Origin of the sequence: Cruoricaptor ignavus (assembly GCF_900141665.1) — a bacterium.
In the GTDB taxonomy this organism is placed as follows: domain Bacteria; phylum Bacteroidota; class Bacteroidia; order Flavobacteriales; family Weeksellaceae; genus Cruoricaptor; species Cruoricaptor ignavus.
On record NZ_FQYI01000001.1, the window covers coordinates 122867 to 137742 of the forward strand.

Below are 14876 nucleotides of genomic sequence, written 5' to 3' on the forward strand. Positions count from 1 at the left end.
AATAAATCAGAAAAAAGTTTAAATTTGCTGGATAAAATCTTGCAATGAAAAAAATTCTTGCCACTTTGGCTTTTGCAACTTCTGCACTGCTATTCGCTCAGAAAAGCGAAATTCCCGAAGCCGTAATCGGGCAGCAATATGGTGCCGGCGTTTCGGATGCGGAAGTTTTCAATGTGTATGATACTGCGCAACTTGCGAAGGAGCTGAGCGAAAAAGACAAGCTGGAAAACATTGTGCTGAAAGCGAAAGTGACGGCGGTTTGCGAAAAGAAAGGCTGCTGGCTGACGCTGAAAAACGATGGCGGCGAAACAGTTTTCGTGAAGATGAAGGACTACGCATTTTTCCTGCCACAATCCATCATCGGGAAAACGGTGCTGATGACTGCTGATGCGGAGCGCAAGGAAACGAGCGTGGATGAGCTGAGGCACTATGCGAAAGATGCGAAGAAAAGCGCGGAAGAAATTGCGAAAATCACGAAGCCGAAGAAAGAAATCCGCGTTTTGGCTAGGGGCATTAAGGTGGTTTCGTAAAAATCTTGGCGAAAAAAATCTTGGCGGCTTTCCCGAAAAGGAATGCCGTTTTTTGTTGAAAATCTATTTCATTTCTTGGCCTTAAAGCCGTATTTTTGCAGGATATGAAGCGGTGGTACCTTGCCCCGTTTGCCGTTCTCTACGGACTGGCGACGGGCATCAGGAATTTTCTTTACGATGCCGGAGTGCTGAAATCAACACGGTTCGGCACGCCGGTCATCTGCGTGGGGAACATTACGGTGGGCGGTTCCGGGAAGTCCCCAATGGTAATGTACCTGGCCGAGCTGCTCTCCGGATACTGCCGCACGGGCGTGCTATCCCGTGGCTATGGGAGAATCACGAAAGGATATGGCATCACCAACTACGAGAGTACTTACAAAACTGTAGGCGATGAGGCAATGCAGCTATTCGAGCGTTTTAAAAACCGATTCGTGATCGGAGTGTCGGAAAAGCGGGTGCCCGGCGCAAAAAAAATCATCGAGGATATGGACTTGGATGTGCTGATCCTGGACGATGCAATGCAGCACCGCGCCCTGCGGCCTGGCTTCACCATTATGATGACGGATTTCAGCGATCCTTATTTCAATGACCACCTTCTGCCGGCAGGAAATCTCCGCGAAAGCCGCCGCGGCGCGAAGCGGGCGGATATCATTATGGTCTCCAAATGCCCCGCCGGGCTTACGGAAGAGGTGAAGCAGGAATTCATCTCAAAGATAGCCCCCCAGCCGCATCAGCAGATCTTTTTTTCGTCAATCGATTATGATGAAAATATTTATTCTAAAACCAAAAGCCTTCCAGACAATAATTTAGCCTACTACGACATCCTTCTGATTACCGGCATCGCCAACCCGAAACCCCTCCTGCGGCATCTGGAAAAATTTGCAAAAAAGGTAAAACACCTCAAATTCCGCGATCACCACGATTTCACAGAGGAGGACATAAAAAAAATTTTTGAAGAATACCGCCGCCTCGGGGATTACAAACTGATCCTGACCACGGAAAAGGACTATGTAAGGCTGAAAACCTACGACCAGATCAGGGATTTGGTGTATTTTTGGCCTATTAATGTAAACATTGACCGCGAGCCTGAATTTAAAAAAATAATTTTGGAATATGTTCGGAAAAATCAAAGAAACTTCTGACTTCATCTTGAACGAAATCGGCGAAACACCAGATTTTGCCATCGTTCTTGGCTCTGGGCTTGGCGCCCTGAAAAATGAGGTAGAAGCCATTAAAACCCTGAAATACATCGACATACCGAACTTCCCGCAAACTACGGTGGCAGGGCATTCCGGGAAATTAATCTACGGAAGGCTGGAAGGGAAAAAGGTGCTGATGATGAGCGGAAGGTTCCACTATTACGAAGGGCACGATATGCAGACCATCACTTTTCCGTTCCGCGTTTTTCATTTGCTGGGCATCAAAAATCTCATCGTTTCCAATGCTTCTGGCGGCGTTCATCCGGATTTCCAGGTGGCGGATATTATGATCATCAAAGACCACATCAATATGATGCCGGAGCATCCTTTGCGCGGAAAAAACCTGGATGAGCTTGGGCCGCGCTTTGTGGATATGAGTGAGCCGTACAGCCGGAGGATGATTGCGCTGGCGAAGGAAGTGGCGGCGGAAGAAGGCATAGATGCGAAGGAAGGCGTGTATGTGGCGCTGCAAGGCCCCACATTTGAAACGCCTGCGGAATACGGTATGGTGCGGGCAATTGGCGGCGATGCGGTGGGAATGAGCACCGTTCCGGAAGTTATCGTGGCGAAACATCAGGGGATAGATGTTTTCGGGATTTCGATAATTACGGATTTGGGCGGGCCGGAAATTGCGTTCGCCGTATCGCACGAAGAGGTACTTGCAGCGGCAGATAAAGCGATGCCAAATGTTATCAAGCTGGTAAAAGGCCTGCTGAGAAAGAGCTAAAAAAACTCGCCGACTGAAATTTCAATCGGCGAGAGTTTTTTTGTTGTGAGATTAAATTAGTTTTTAATCACCTGTTTTGATTCGGTGGTTCCGTCGGCATATTTCACTTTCAGGATGTAAACGCCTTTAGGGCTTGCCGTGATGTCCACATTCTCTGCCGCGGTTTTCACAAGTTTTCCGTCAACAGAATAAACTTCCGTGGAAAGCACCTTCTTATCAGACTTCACTGTGAAAAGGCCTTTGGATGGATTTGGGTAAACCGCAGCCTTCGCCTTTCCGGTTTCAGAAGTTCCTAGCGTCTGGGTAGTCACCTTCAAATCATCTACCAGCATCATATAAACATCGGCAGAGATATAGTTGATAGCAAGGTAAACCGGCTTCTCATCGTAGGTTGCAGGGATATCCACCGTTACTTCCGTCCAGGTTGTAGGTGCCTGGCGCGTTCCGCCAACTGCCACGAAACCTTTGGAGGTAGTAGGCGCAGCGCCGCTGCCATCCATAATCGCGACGCGGTATTTTTCCAAACCGAAATCCGAAGCCAGAGACTTCACCCAGAAAGAAAACTTGTTGCCAGTGCCAAGCGTGATTTTCGGAAGAACCAACCAGTCATCATTCTTCAGAACTCCGGCAGCAGGCTGCGGAACGCCTCCCCAAAATGCGAAATACTTATCGCCGCTATGCGGATCAAAGTTAGATTGCTCGTTACCGTGACCATTCACAACGCCGGCAATATTCGGGTTGAAAACCTGCGCTACCATCGGCTTGCCAACATTCGGCCAGCTGGCCGTATTATTGTCAACGCCGCCGTAATAGGTGTTCATCTTGTCATTATCAATCAGCGTATATTTGCCGATGTTGGCAATGATGAAATCCTCGTGGCCTTCCACATTATCTTCAAAAAGCGTAACCTGTGCGGTAGCTTTCGCGCCGAATACTAACATTGCGGCAGCCAATAAATTTTTTTTCATAATCGTTAAGTTTTAGTTTGAATGGTAAAATTAAAAGTTTTTTTCCAAAGAAGTGCAACTTTATTTCAAAAAATTTTATTCCGAAAGGAAATTTACCTAAAAATTAAAAAATTCCACCAAAGGAAATTTTACTAAATTTGGCGACATCAAACAAGCGTTTATGAACGGAACAATGCTGCAGGCATTCCACTGGTACACACCTGGTGACAGCACTTTTTATGATGATATTGCAGGAAAGGCGCCCTACCTTTCCAAACTGGGAATTACGGCGGCCTGGCTTCCGCCGGCTTACAAGGCTGCTGGCGGCGGTTTTTCCGTGGGCTACGATCCGTACGACCTTTATGATTTGGGCGAATTTGACCAGAAGGGAACAATACCCACCAAATACGGCACAAAGGATCAGTACCTGAACGCCTGCAAAACCTTGCAGAAAAACAACATATCAGTAATTGCCGACATCGTGCTGAACCATAAGGCTGGAGGAGATGAAAAGGAAAAATTCCGCGTGGTACAGGTGGACGAGAACAACCGCAACCTGGATGTGTCGCAGGTTATCGAGATTGAATCTTACACGAAATTCAATTTTCCGCGCGGCGAAAAGTATTCTGATTTTCAATGGAATTTCAACTGCTTTACCGGTGTGGATTTTGCGGAAGGCAGGGAGGGCGGCATCTACCGAATCATCCACGATCATGGCGAAGGCTGGGAAGATGTGATAGATGATGAGCTGGGCAACTACGATTTCCTGATGTACAATGACATTGAGCACCGCAACCCTTTCGTTCGGGAAGAGCTGAACAAATGGGCGGAATGGTACGAATCTCAAATCCATTTTGATGGTGTGAGGCTGGATGCCGTGAAGCACATTTCGCCGGATTTCTACAAGGAATGGCTCACGCTTTTGCGCGCCAACACAGGCAAGGACATCTTTGCAGTGGGCGAATATTGGGCACCAGGATTGGTGGAGCTTCTCCTGAAATACATTGATGCTACAGAAGGCTGTATGAGCCTCTTCGATTCATCCCTGCAACACAATTTCCACATTGCTTCCAACAAGGGCAGCGATTATGATTTGCGGAAAATCTTCGACGAAACTTTGGTTCAGGCAAGGCCAGACTTAGCCGTAACCTTGGTGGATAACCACGATACCCAGCCACTACAACAATTGGAAGCACCGGTGGAACACTGGTTCAAGCCGATAGCCTACGCGATAATTCTACTTCGGAAGGATGGCTATCCGTGTATTTTTGAACCGGATTTGTTCGGTGCCAATTACAAAGACCACGGAAGCGACGGCGGTGAATACGAGATATTTCTGAACAAGGTGGACGGCATAGAGGAGCTGATAAAAGCCCGCAAGGAAAATGCCTACGGAGAGCAGAGAGATTATTTCGAGGATGCCAACTGCCTTGGCTGGGTGCGTACAGGCGATGGCTACCACAAAGGCTGTGCAGTGGTGCTCAGCAATAAGGAGGAGTATGCAAAGCCGATGGAAATGGGTGCGCAGTATGCCGGGCAAAAGTTTTTCGACAGGCTGGGAAGGTTTCAGGAAAAAATTACCATCGATGAAAATGGCTGGGCGAATTTCCCTGTGCCCGCAGGAAATGTGAGCGTGTGGATTCCGGAATAATTTGCAAAATTCTCAATTATTATCTTTGCAAATATGGAATACAATACTTCGCGAAATGCGCTTCGCCTCCCGGAATACGGCAGAACCGTTCAGGAACTTGTGGAACGGCTGAAGCAGCTGCCTACAAAGGAAGAGCGCAACGAAATGGCGGAAGGCATCGTGGAATTTCTCGGGCAGAGAAACCCGCAACTTCGTGATGAGGAGAACTACCGCCACAAGCTTTGGGACCACCTTTTCATCCTGGCAGATTATGATTTGGATGTGGATGCCCCCTACCCTGCGCCATCGAAAGAGCAGCTGCTGGAAAAGCCGAAAAGAATGGAATATCCTAAGCTGGAAGGCGAGTATAAATTTTACGGCAAAAGCATCGGGCAGCTGATTGACAAGGCAATTGCGCTAGAAAACGGCGAAGAGAAGGAAGCGCTGATACAGGTGATTGCCAATAATATGAAGAAATCTTACAACATCTACAACAAAGAGCATGTAACGGATGAGGTGATTTTCCGGCACCTGAAAGACCTTTCTGGCAACCGCCTGGATTTGGACGGCATTGAGACTTTGGATAAAAGCAAAATTTACCACAGCCAAAACCGCAACAACAGGAAAAATCAAAATAATCCGCAGAATAGGCGGCGCAACTTTAACCCAAATAAAAACCGCAACAACGGATGAGCACGGCGTTCCGCATAAAGGGCGGCCAAAGGCTGCAGGGCGAAATAATACCACAGGGCGCGAAAAACGAAGCGCTGCAAATTTTGTGCGCAGTTCTGCTGACTGATGAAGAGGTGCGCATCCAGAACATTCCGGACATACACGATGTGAACCGGCTCATCGACATACTGAGCGATCTGGGTGTGGCAGTGCGCAGAAACGGCAAGGGCGATTTCACTTTCTGTGCGAAAAACATTAATCTGGATTACATCAAATCCGAAGAATTCCGGAAGGAAGGTGCGAAACTGCGCGGTTCGGTAATGCTGCTCGGTCCGCTTTTAGCGCGTTTCGGCGAGGCCTATATGCCTACGCCAGGCGGCGATAAAATCGGCAGAAGGCGGCTGGATACGCACTTTCAGGGCTTTGCGGATTTGGGCGCGGAATTTAATTTTGATGAAAAATCTCACATCTACTCCGTGAAAGCCAAAGAGCTGCACGGTAAATTTATTTTGCTGGAAGAAGCTTCCGTCACAGGAACTGCGAACATCCTGATGGCAGCGGTTTTGGCGAAGGGTACCACGCAAATTTACAATGCGGCTTGCGAACCATATTTACAGCAGCTTTGCAAAATGCTGAACAGAATGGGCGCGAAAATTTCCGGCATCGGTTCCAATCTTCTGACGATTGAAGGGGTTTCTGAACTGAGCGGAACAGAGCATACGATGCTGCCCGATATGGTGGAAATAGGCTCGTGGATTGGGCTGGCAGCTATGACGAAATCGGAACTTACGATTAAGGATGTTAGCTGGGAAAACCTGGGCATCATCCCTGCCACCTTCAGAAAATTAGGCATTCAGCTGGAAAAATCGGGCGATGATATTTTCATTCCAAGCCAGGAAAATTATAGGATTCACAAATTTATCGACGGCTCCATCCTCAGCATTGCGGATGCGCCGTGGCCAGGCTTCACGCCGGATTTGCTGTCGATAGTTTTGGTAGTGGCTACGCAGGCGAAAGGCACGGTTTTAATTCACCAAAAAATGTTTGAAAGCCGCCTGTTTTTCGTGGATAAGCTGATCGATATGGGTGCGCAGATTATTCTTTGCGATCCGCACAGAGCTACAGTGGTAGGGCTCAACCACGAATCGCCGCTTCGCGCCACTACTATGACTTCGCCGGATATCCGTGCTGGAAACGCCCTGCTGATTGCGGCGCTTTCTGCGGAAGGCACTTCCACGATTTACAACATTGAGCAGATAGACCGCGGCTACGAAAATATTGATGGCAGGCTGAAAGCGATTGGCGCGAAGATTGAGCGGGTTTAAGCATTACCAGCCGCCGCCGCCACCGCCACCGCCACCGCCGCCGGAAAACCCGCCGCCGCTGCTACCAGAAGAAGAGGATGAAGGCTGTGTAGAAGCAGAGCTCAGCGTGTTGGCCAGCGAAGAATTCAGCGTGTTGCCAAAGCTACTTGCGCTGAAAGTATTCGGGCTGACATACCAGTCGCTTTCATAGCTCGTGGCGCTGCGCACCAGCATATTTTCAAACTTTTGCCCCCAGATTTTATCCACGCCCAAAACCATTGCATACGGCAGAAGTTTCTCAAAAACTTCCGGCGTCATTTGTGGCGGATTGTGGAACTGCAGAAGCTGATTTTCCGCCGCACCCATATACATCCTGAATCCATTGATGAGCGAGCGTGCCTCCAGTTTCTGCTCAGATGGCCGCTTGATAAGCCAAGAGTAAATGGCTATCATTATCATCGAAAGTATTGAGAAAATATTGACTGGCAGCATATTTTTATCCATGAAAAGCGAAACCAGAGTTCCGACAGCACCCACCGATCCAAAAATCAGGATGGTCACAATTCCAATAAAACTTCCTTTTCTGTTTTTGAAAAATAACCAAAATACCACCACGAAAATTACCTGCACGAAAACCACCCCAAAGTTTCCGAGCACTGATTCAAAACCGTAAATTGTACCAAGAATTGCCATCGCAATGCCGTAAACCACTATGGTGATGATGATGGGCAAAATCAGGAAATTACGATTATTGCCCTCATCCAAAAATTTTTGATGCTGAGTTTTCAGGCTTGAGTGGAAATCCTTCACGATGCTCTCGATTTTGCTATCGTAGCTGCCGTCGATTGTCAGCGTATCACCTTTGGAGAAAAACCTGTTCATCAGCAGAGTTTCTTCGGCAGGCAGGCTGTCGTCATCGTTTTTTATTTTTTTTAATGTAAAACTTTTCCGACTGAAAAATCCCGATTTCCCGCTTTCTTCAATTTTAATAAAACCTTTCGTGGCAAGGCTTACGATGGCAGCAGAAAGCAAATCCTTGCTCAGTTTGCCGTCATCAATATAGCCCATTGTAGCAGGCGAAAAATTATTGGGCGGATTGAACTGCGGATAAACCGTTGGTTTCTGCGGATCCTTGCCGTATTTTAGCCAAGTAAAAATGTAGTAGAGCGAGAGCGCGCCCAAAGTGAGCAGCAGCAGAATAGGAACGCCGTATTTCTCGAAAAAAGTAGGTGGAGGCGGCGGCTGAACCTGCCCTTTGGTAAAGCCTGCAGCTACAGTCAAACCTTCTCTGGCGCCAAGATTCAGAGCCTGCCAGGAAATTGAATTTTCGCCGATTTTCCTCGAGGTACAGTTTTGCGCATTACTGCCGTATCTGCCTGTATAGCAGGCGTTTTGCAAAATTTCCACACCTTCCGGAAGATGCAGGGTGGTTTTCGCAAAATCTATCGGAAACTGCCATTTATCACCGGTGGCATTCCAGTAAAATTCATCGAAATCATCGAAGAAACCCACCTGATTGGTAATGGTGTATTTCAGCTCATACTCGTAAATTCCACGAGTAAGATACACGCTTTTGCTGCCAATGTAAACAACCCTGTTGCCGTCCTCAAACTCCGTATGGTAAGATTCTGTGGCACCATCTTTTTTCACAGAAATCAGATTGAAATTCGGCGGACGGTGCTGACCTTTGGCTTCCTTAAACGGCGGAAAAGTCCGGAAAATACCGTGCTCGATGGCATCGCCTTCCGATTTCACCTTTATTTTTTCGGTGATGGTAGCCAGGCCGTTTCGGTCGATATCCACATCCACCTCGTAACGCAAAATGCGCTCACCATAGCGTGACTTAGCGCTGTCACGGCCGCTGTAATCCTGACCGAACGCCTGAAAACACAGCATCAGGCAAAGAAATCTGAGCACCGCCTTCATTACGGGAAATCTGAAGAAAACTTAAAACTGAACTTTCGGCGTTGCTCTTTCCGCCGTATTCTCCAGCTCGAAGAACTGCTCCTTTTGGAAGTTGCCCATATTTGCAACAATGCTGCTCGGGAAAGATTCCACAGTGATGTTGTAATCGCGCACCGTACCGTTATAATACCTTCTCGCTTTCTCGATATCACCTTCCAGATTGGAAAGTTCGCCCTGAAGTTCGCGGAAGTTCGCATCAGCCTTCAGATTTGGATATTGTTCCGCCACTGCGTTCAGGCGCATCATCGCATTGCTCAGCTCGGTTTCCGCCGCCTCTTTTTCCTGCATCGTATTGGCACCCATCGCTTTCGCTCTTGCCTGCGTCACGCTGTCCAGCGTCGCTCTTTCGTGCGTCGCGTAGCCCTTCACTGTTTCCACAAGGTTCGGTATCAGGTCGTGGCGTTTTTTCAGCATCACATCGATACTGCTGAAGCCTTCGCGCACCATATTGCGAAGCCTCACCAGCTTATTGTAAATAGCAATTCCGTAGAAAGCCAATAGAAGAATGAGGAGGAGGAACACGCCTAAAACAGTAATAATCATAGCTTTATAATTTTCGCTAAAGATAAATATTTTTTGAAATGAAGTGCTGTTAATTGAAAATTAATTTTTTGAAGCCAATCAAAACTCCAGCACACGCACAAAAAATATCTTCTCAGAATTTGCCATACCGTTCGGGTTGCAGCCCGGCTCCCCTTCCGGAACGGGGATGCCCAGCCTGTCGTAGAATTTTTTCCAGTAATCGTCTGTTTTTCCAGTTTTTGGGTTGATGAAGGTCATCGGCTGAAGCTCGAAAATCCCGTTTCCGCGGAAGGCCCTTTCCACAAAATCCGAGCAGTAGTAGGATTCCTCGTTCAGAACATAGCTGAAGTTGTAGGGCTTGCCAAGCATCGCCTTTGCATTTTCCAAAGCCTGCGGTATCGCGTGCTGGTATTGCGGTTTCAGGCGGTAAATTACAAGCTGCTGCCGCTCTTTTCCCGCCTCATCTACAAAATCTTTCAGCGGCTGCCTTTGCGAGCCCCCTTTCGGCGCAGCGTGGTACACGAAGTATTCCCTGCCGCTTTTCTCAATTAGGCCCAGATGGTCGTAGGAGAATTTCGCGCCGGTTTTGGTCACGCGGCTTATCGCGCCGGAAAGGTTTTCCGCATTTGCCGTTACAAAAATTAAATCTCCGTTTTTTAGACCGCGGAATTTTCCCGAGGCGCAGCTGTGGAGCAGGATTAAAAAAAGCACGAGGCAGAGTAATTTTTTCATTCTTATTTTCATAGTGTAAAAATGGGACTTTTTTGTAAATTAGCCCTAAATTTTTTAACGGTAAAACACTACTGCCATGCCAAAAATATCCCGACGCGCGCAGGAAATGCCCGCCTCCCCAGTAAGAAAATTAGTGCCCTATGCCCTGCTCGCCAAGCAGCGCGGAACTAAAGTTTATCACCTGAACATCGGCCAGCCGGATATCGACACGATTCCCGCGGCGATTGAAGCTATAAAAAATATCGATATGAAAGTGCTGGATTACGCACTTTCCGAAGGCAATATAGAATACCGCACCGCTCTGATGAACTATTACCACAGGCTGGGCTTTGCCGACCTTACGACTGATAATTTCATTGTGACCAACGGCGGCTCGGAAGCGCTGAATTTCGCCATTTCGCTGGTTTGCGATCCTGAGGATGAGATCATCATCCCCGAGCCTTACTATGCCAACTACAACGGCTTCGCACAGGCCTTCAATGCAAGGGTAATTTCCGTTCCAAGCAGCATTGAAACTGGTTTCTCCCTGCCGCCGATTTCTGATTTTGAGAAGAAAATTACCTCCAACACACGCGCCATCCTAATCTGCAACCCGGGCAACCCTACCGGCTATCTCTACTCCCGCGAAGAGCTGGAGCAGCTCGCGCGCATCGCTATAAAGCACAACATCGTCATCATCTCGGATGAGGTATATCGTGAGTATGTCTATGACGGTAAGGAGCAGGTTTCCATGCTGTCTTTCCCAGAATTGAAAGATCACTGCATCGTAATAGATTCAGAATCAAAGAGATACTCAATGTGCGGGGTGAGGATCGGCACCTTTGTGACAAGATCCAAGGAACTGCACGATGCGGCTATGAGATTCGCACAGGCGAGGCTTTCCCCGGTTCTCATCGGCCAGATCGCGGCAGCTGCGGCACACAGCGATGATTTTGAATACATTAATAATGTGCGGCAGGAATACACGAAGCGCCGAAACCTACTGGTAGATTTGCTGAATGCGATCCCAGGAGTGATCTGCCCGAAACCGCAGGGCGCATTCTACTGCGGCGTAGAGCTGCCGGTGGATGACTCCGACAAATTCTGCCAATGGATGCTGGAGCATTACTCCAACAACGGCGAAACGGTGATGATGGCACCTATGGGCGGCTTCTACAGCAACCCTGAGCTAGGGAAAAAGCAGGTGCGCATGGCGTATGTCCTTAATGAGCAGGATCTGAAACGCTCGGCAGAAATTTTGGAGGATGCCCTTCTGAAATACAGGGAGGAGTTTAATATTTAATTTAAACAAAAATGAAAATCGGAGAAAAAGCCCAGGCTTCGCCTCAAATCACCGGTCTAGATGAATGGATTGAAGGCATCATCATCCGCATTCGCAACAATCCTTTTATCGGTGTGGAGATTGCGATAAAGGACAACTTGGGACGGATTTTTTTTGGAGCGGAAAAATACTTCAAAGCATTATAATAATGTTCGCAATTAGTTTTGATATGGTTGTTGCAGAATTGAAAAAATACTACAATGATCCATACAATAATGCCTATTATGAAATTAGTTCCATCCTGGATAAATACGGATTTTTCGGTGTTCAGGGAAGTTTGTACTTGAGCAACAACAACGATATGTCCAATCTTGTTGATGCAATTGATGCGTTAAATGAGAAGGAATGGTTTGTAAATTCGGTAAGGGATATCAGAGCTTTTCGGGTGGAGGATTGGAGTAATTTTACTGCGAGAGCAAAACGAAAAGCCACAAACACTGACAGAGAATGATTCAGGAAAATTTTTCATTGAAGGCGCACAATACCTTTGGTGTGGATGTTTCGGCGAAGTACTTTGCGGAAGCGTCTTCCGAAGGCGAACTGCTGGAGGTTTTGCAGGAATTTAAACAGAGAAATGCCGGCGGAAGCCTGCCGATGATGATTCTTGGCGGCGGAAGCAACATCCTTTTCACCAAGGATTTTGAAGGCCTGGTGCTGAAGCTCCACCTATTGGGAATTTCGGAAGAAATGATAAATGATGAGGAAGTTTTGGTGACGGCAAAATCAAGCGAGAATTGGCACAATTTCGTGATGCACTGCGTTGGGAAGAATATCGGCGGGCTGGAAAATCTTGCGCTGATTCCTGGGAATGTGGGCACTTCGCCGATGCAGAACATCGGAGCTTACGGCGTGGAAATCAAGGATGTCTTCCATTCCTGCAAAGCCCTGAACCTGGAAACTTTGGAGATTGAGAAGTTTGACAAAGCGCGTTGCCAATTCGGTTACCGCGATTCTTTTTTCAAAAACGAGGGCAAGGGCAAATACATCATCCTGGAAGTTACTTTTAAACTCAAAACCAAAAACCACGAAATTCACGCCGGTTATGCAGCGCTGCACAGCGAACTTGAAAGGCGGAAAATTGAGCACCCCACCATTCAGGATATCGCAGAAATCGTGATTACGATTCGTGAAAGCAAATTGCCAGACCCTTCCGAAATCGGCAATGCTGGTAGTTTTTTCAAAAACCCAATAATTTCGCAGGAAAATTTCGAAATCCTCAAACATCAGCATCCGGAAATTCCGGCCTATGGAGATGGAGAAAATATAAAAGTTCCTGCAGCGTTTTTAATTGAAAAGGCAGGCTGGAAAGGCAGGCAAATCGGCAATGTGGCCACGCACGAAAAGCAGGCACTGGTAATTGTTAACAAAACCGGGGCAGCAACTGGAAAAGAAATTTTTGAATTTTCTCGCCAAATTATTGAAGATGTTGAAAAGCAGTTTGGCGTCAGATTAGAAAGGGAGGTGAATATTTATTAAATTTAAAATAGTTTAAGCTGGTCATTACATCAGATAAATCTAAATTTACAACGCCTAATTTCAGGCATAGCATTAAACACAAAACTTATTTATGGCTAAGACTACCATCGGAAAATATCTGGCTTCCAGGCTGGAAGAGATCGGACTGAAATATTATTTTACAGTTCCAGGAGATTATAATTTAACCTTGCTGGACGAGCTTATCAGCAATAAAAATATGCAATATGTGGGCAACTGCAACGAACTGAATTCCGCCTACGCCGCCGAAGGCTATGCCCGTGCCAATGGCGCCGGCGCAATGATTACCACCTTTAATGTTGGGGCATTTTCAGCATTGAATGGTATCGTGAGTGCCTATGCAGAGCGGCTGCCGGTGATTTTTGTCTGCTCCGCGCCCAACAGCAACGACATTTTTTCAAACCGATTTGTTCATCACAGCATCGCCACTCACGATTTCAGCTATCAATTTGAGATGATAAAGCGGGTGACTTGTGTGGCGGAGAGAATTTTGCACGCGGAAAACGCGCCGAGACAAATTGACAATGCCATCCGCACCGCAATCCGGGAAAGGAAGCCAGCATATATTGAAATCCCTGCTAATCTCTCCACGGCTGAATGTTCAGTACCGCAACCGCTGCTCTTGGATGCCCCTGTTGGCGGCAATACAGCGATGGCAGTGAATGAGGAAGCGCTTAATGCTGCAGTAAAATCAATAGCGGAACAACTCAACAAAGCCGAAAAACCGGTTTTGCTTGCAGGCCCTCATCTACGATCTTTCGGAGCTGTGGACGCATTTCGCCATTTAGCCGAAGCGCTAGGTTGCGCTGTAGCTGTGCTACCAAATGCCAAAAGCTTTTTCCCTGAAGATCACCCCCAATTCATCGGGGTATATCTAGGCAAAGTCAGCAGCCCAGGTTGTGATGCGATTATGGAATGGTCGGATATGATTTTAGCAGCTGGCGCAGTCTTCACCGATTATTCAACTGTTGGGTGGACTATGGCACTGCCAGAGAGGGAGAAAATGATCGATGTGCGCGCTTGGGATGTGCAGCTGCCGGAAGATGATTTTACCAATGTCCCGATAGCAAAAGTATTGGAAGGCTTGGCTAATTATGTGAACAGTAACAAAACTTCGCTCGAGCAGTTCAATCGAGAAAGCCAGCAAGGTAAAATGGTTGATTATGATTCACAGGCTGCAGATGAACGGCTTAGCCGAGCTGAAATGGTAAATCAAATTGAGCACAACCTCATCGATGCCAATACCACGCTGATTGTGGAAACAGGCGATTCCTGGTTTAATGGAATGTACATGAAATTGCCAAACGGTGCCGGTTTCGAAATGGAGATGCAATATGGCTCCATCGGCTGGTCTTTGCCAGCGAGCCTCGGTTACGCGCTGGGCGCCGAGCCCGGCCGCCGCACCGTGCTTCTCATCGGCGATGGCTCCTTCCAGCTGACCGCTCAGGAAATCTCCAAGATGATTGAATTGAAACAGGAAATCATTATGGTGCTAGTGAACAACTATGGCTATGTCATTGAATCGGCAATTCACGAAGGGCCTTATAATTATTACCAAAACTGGGATTATGCCGCATTAATGAAGGCATTTAACGGCAACGATGGTAATGGCCTTGGCCTCACCGCAGCCACTGCTGGAGAGCTAGCCGATGCCATCGCCCAGGCGAAATCTCATAAAGGCGGCCCGGTGCTCATCGAATGCCAGATAGAGCACGATGATTACACGAAGGAACTCATCACCTGGGGAAGCGCTGCCGCTGAAGCCAATGCACGCGAGCCGAAGGAGATTTAGAAACAAAGATCTTCTGGCAAAGACCTAATTTGACATTTTTT

The 14876-nt window shown here is 47.5% G+C and carries 15 protein-coding genes; 11 read left to right on the forward strand and 4 right to left on the reverse strand.

From position 1 onward, the window contains the following. The first annotated feature begins 44 nt into the window (after positions 1-44). The 3 genes from BUB43_RS00580 to BUB43_RS00590 all read left to right on the forward strand — a co-directional run bounded on the left by BUB43_RS00580 (position 45) and on the right by BUB43_RS00590 (position 2456). A complete protein-coding gene (locus BUB43_RS00580) occupies positions 45-530 on the forward strand; it encodes a DUF4920 domain-containing protein (protein WP_073177335.1) in 486 nt (161 codons plus the stop codon). 104 nt (positions 531-634) lie between these two features. Continuing rightward, the gene (gene lpxK / locus BUB43_RS00585) at positions 635-1672 is read left to right on the forward strand and encodes a tetraacyldisaccharide 4'-kinase (protein WP_073177338.1); all 1038 of its coding nucleotides are present in this window, start codon (positions 635-637) and stop codon (positions 1670-1672) included. Beyond that, a complete protein-coding gene (locus BUB43_RS00590) occupies positions 1644-2456 on the forward strand; it encodes a purine-nucleoside phosphorylase (RefSeq protein WP_073177341.1) in 813 nt (270 codons plus the stop codon). Before lpxK ends, BUB43_RS00590 begins: the two co-directional genes overlap by 29 nt. Before the next feature lie 56 nt (positions 2457-2512). On the opposite strand, the gene BUB43_RS00595 is transcribed toward BUB43_RS00590, so the two are convergent. Continuing rightward, on the reverse strand, positions 2513-3424 hold the full coding sequence (locus tag BUB43_RS00595; RefSeq protein WP_073177343.1) for a T9SS-dependent choice-of-anchor J family protein: 912 nt from the start codon (positions 3422-3424) through the stop codon (positions 2513-2515). Positions 3425-3584: 160 nt separating this feature from the next. Here BUB43_RS00595 and BUB43_RS00600 point away from each other — a divergent pair, with 160 nt between their 5' ends. The 3 genes from BUB43_RS00600 to murA are packed head-to-tail and all read left to right on the forward strand — an operon-like array spanning position 3585 to position 7030. After that, complete coding sequence (locus tag BUB43_RS00600; protein ID WP_073177346.1) at positions 3585-5054, forward strand: alpha-amylase; 1470 nt, start codon at positions 3585-3587, stop codon at positions 5052-5054. Between the two features lie 33 nt (positions 5055-5087). Then, positions 5088-5726 carry a DUF4290 domain-containing protein gene (locus tag BUB43_RS00605; RefSeq protein ID WP_073177349.1) on the forward strand — a complete coding sequence of 213 codons (639 nt, stop codon included), beginning with the start codon at positions 5088-5090 and terminating at the stop codon, positions 5724-5726. Beyond that, a complete protein-coding gene (gene murA, locus BUB43_RS00610) occupies positions 5723-7030 on the forward strand; it encodes a UDP-N-acetylglucosamine 1-carboxyvinyltransferase (RefSeq protein ID WP_073177352.1) in 1308 nt (435 codons plus the stop codon). Before BUB43_RS00605 ends, murA begins: the two co-directional genes overlap by 4 nt. A 3-nt stretch (positions 7031-7033) precedes the next feature. On the opposite strand, the gene BUB43_RS00615 is transcribed toward murA, so the two are convergent. From BUB43_RS00615 to BUB43_RS00625, 3 genes are all read right to left on the reverse strand, one after another. After that, the gene (locus tag BUB43_RS00615; RefSeq protein ID WP_073177354.1) at positions 7034-8935 is read right to left on the reverse strand and encodes a DUF2207 domain-containing protein; all 1902 of its coding nucleotides are present in this window, start codon (positions 8933-8935) and stop codon (positions 7034-7036) included. A gap of 21 nt (positions 8936-8956) precedes the next feature. Beyond that, positions 8957-9517, reverse strand: coding sequence for a LemA family protein (locus tag BUB43_RS00620; RefSeq protein ID WP_083541101.1), 561 nt, complete (start codon positions 9515-9517; stop codon positions 8957-8959). 78 nt (positions 9518-9595) lie between these two features. Beyond that, a complete protein-coding gene (locus BUB43_RS00625) occupies positions 9596-10228 on the reverse strand; it encodes a YiiX/YebB-like N1pC/P60 family cysteine hydrolase (RefSeq protein WP_073177957.1) in 633 nt (210 codons plus the stop codon). A gap of 76 nt (positions 10229-10304) precedes the next feature. On the opposite strand from BUB43_RS00625, the gene BUB43_RS00630 reads away from it, so the two are divergent. From BUB43_RS00630 to BUB43_RS00645, 5 genes are all read left to right on the forward strand, one after another. Next, positions 10305-11510, forward strand: a complete 1206-nt coding sequence (locus BUB43_RS00630) for a pyridoxal phosphate-dependent aminotransferase (RefSeq protein WP_073177357.1) — start codon at positions 10305-10307, stop codon at positions 11508-11510. 11 nt (positions 11511-11521) lie between these two features. After that, on the forward strand, positions 11522-11695 hold the full coding sequence (locus BUB43_RS11325; protein ID WP_185113753.1) for a hypothetical protein: 174 nt from the start codon (positions 11522-11524) through the stop codon (positions 11693-11695). 2 nt (positions 11696-11697) lie between these two features. Beyond that, positions 11698-12000 carry a virulence protein gene (locus BUB43_RS00635; protein ID WP_073177360.1) on the forward strand — a complete coding sequence of 101 codons (303 nt, stop codon included), beginning with the start codon at positions 11698-11700 and terminating at the stop codon, positions 11998-12000. Further along, the gene (gene murB, locus BUB43_RS00640; RefSeq protein WP_073177363.1) at positions 11997-13025 is read left to right on the forward strand and encodes a UDP-N-acetylmuramate dehydrogenase; all 1029 of its coding nucleotides are present in this window, start codon (positions 11997-11999) and stop codon (positions 13023-13025) included. Before BUB43_RS00635 ends, murB begins: the two co-directional genes overlap by 4 nt. A 91-nt stretch (positions 13026-13116) precedes the next feature. Then, positions 13117-14835 (forward strand): alpha-keto acid decarboxylase family protein, encoded by a 1719-nt coding sequence (locus BUB43_RS00645; protein WP_073177367.1) that lies wholly within the window; start codon positions 13117-13119, stop codon positions 14833-14835. Positions 14836-14876 lie beyond the last annotated feature (41 nt).

Coding starts and splice junctions, on each gene's coding strand:
- BUB43_RS00580 (WP_073177335.1), top strand. CDS start 45: ATGAAAAAAATTCTTGCCACTTTGGCTTTTGCAACTTCTGCACTGCTA.
- lpxK (WP_073177338.1), top strand. CDS start 635: ATGAAGCGGTGGTACCTTGCCCCGTTTGCCGTTCTCTACGGACTGGCG.
- BUB43_RS00590 (WP_073177341.1), top strand. CDS start 1,644: ATGTTCGGAAAAATCAAAGAAACTTCTGACTTCATCTTGAACGAAATC.
- BUB43_RS00595 (WP_073177343.1), bottom strand. CDS start 3,424: ATGAAAAAAAATTTATTGGCTGCCGCAATGTTAGTATTCGGCGCGAAA.
- BUB43_RS00600 (WP_073177346.1), top strand. CDS start 3,585: ATGAACGGAACAATGCTGCAGGCATTCCACTGGTACACACCTGGTGAC.
- BUB43_RS00605 (WP_073177349.1), top strand. CDS start 5,088: ATGGAATACAATACTTCGCGAAATGCGCTTCGCCTCCCGGAATACGGC.
- murA (WP_073177352.1), top strand. CDS start 5,723: ATGAGCACGGCGTTCCGCATAAAGGGCGGCCAAAGGCTGCAGGGCGAA.
- BUB43_RS00615 (WP_073177354.1), bottom strand. CDS start 8,935: ATGAAGGCGGTGCTCAGATTTCTTTGCCTGATGCTGTGTTTTCAGGCG.
- BUB43_RS00620 (WP_083541101.1), bottom strand. CDS start 9,517: ATGATTATTACTGTTTTAGGCGTGTTCCTCCTCCTCATTCTTCTATTG.
- BUB43_RS00625 (WP_073177957.1), bottom strand. CDS start 10,228: ATGAAAAAATTACTCTGCCTCGTGCTTTTTTTAATCCTGCTCCACAGC.
- BUB43_RS00630 (WP_073177357.1), top strand. CDS start 10,305: ATGCCAAAAATATCCCGACGCGCGCAGGAAATGCCCGCCTCCCCAGTA.
- BUB43_RS11325 (WP_185113753.1), top strand. CDS start 11,522: ATGAAAATCGGAGAAAAAGCCCAGGCTTCGCCTCAAATCACCGGTCTA.
- BUB43_RS00635 (WP_073177360.1), top strand. CDS start 11,698: ATGTTCGCAATTAGTTTTGATATGGTTGTTGCAGAATTGAAAAAATAC.
- murB (WP_073177363.1), top strand. CDS start 11,997: ATGATTCAGGAAAATTTTTCATTGAAGGCGCACAATACCTTTGGTGTG.
- BUB43_RS00645 (WP_073177367.1), top strand. CDS start 13,117: ATGGCTAAGACTACCATCGGAAAATATCTGGCTTCCAGGCTGGAAGAG.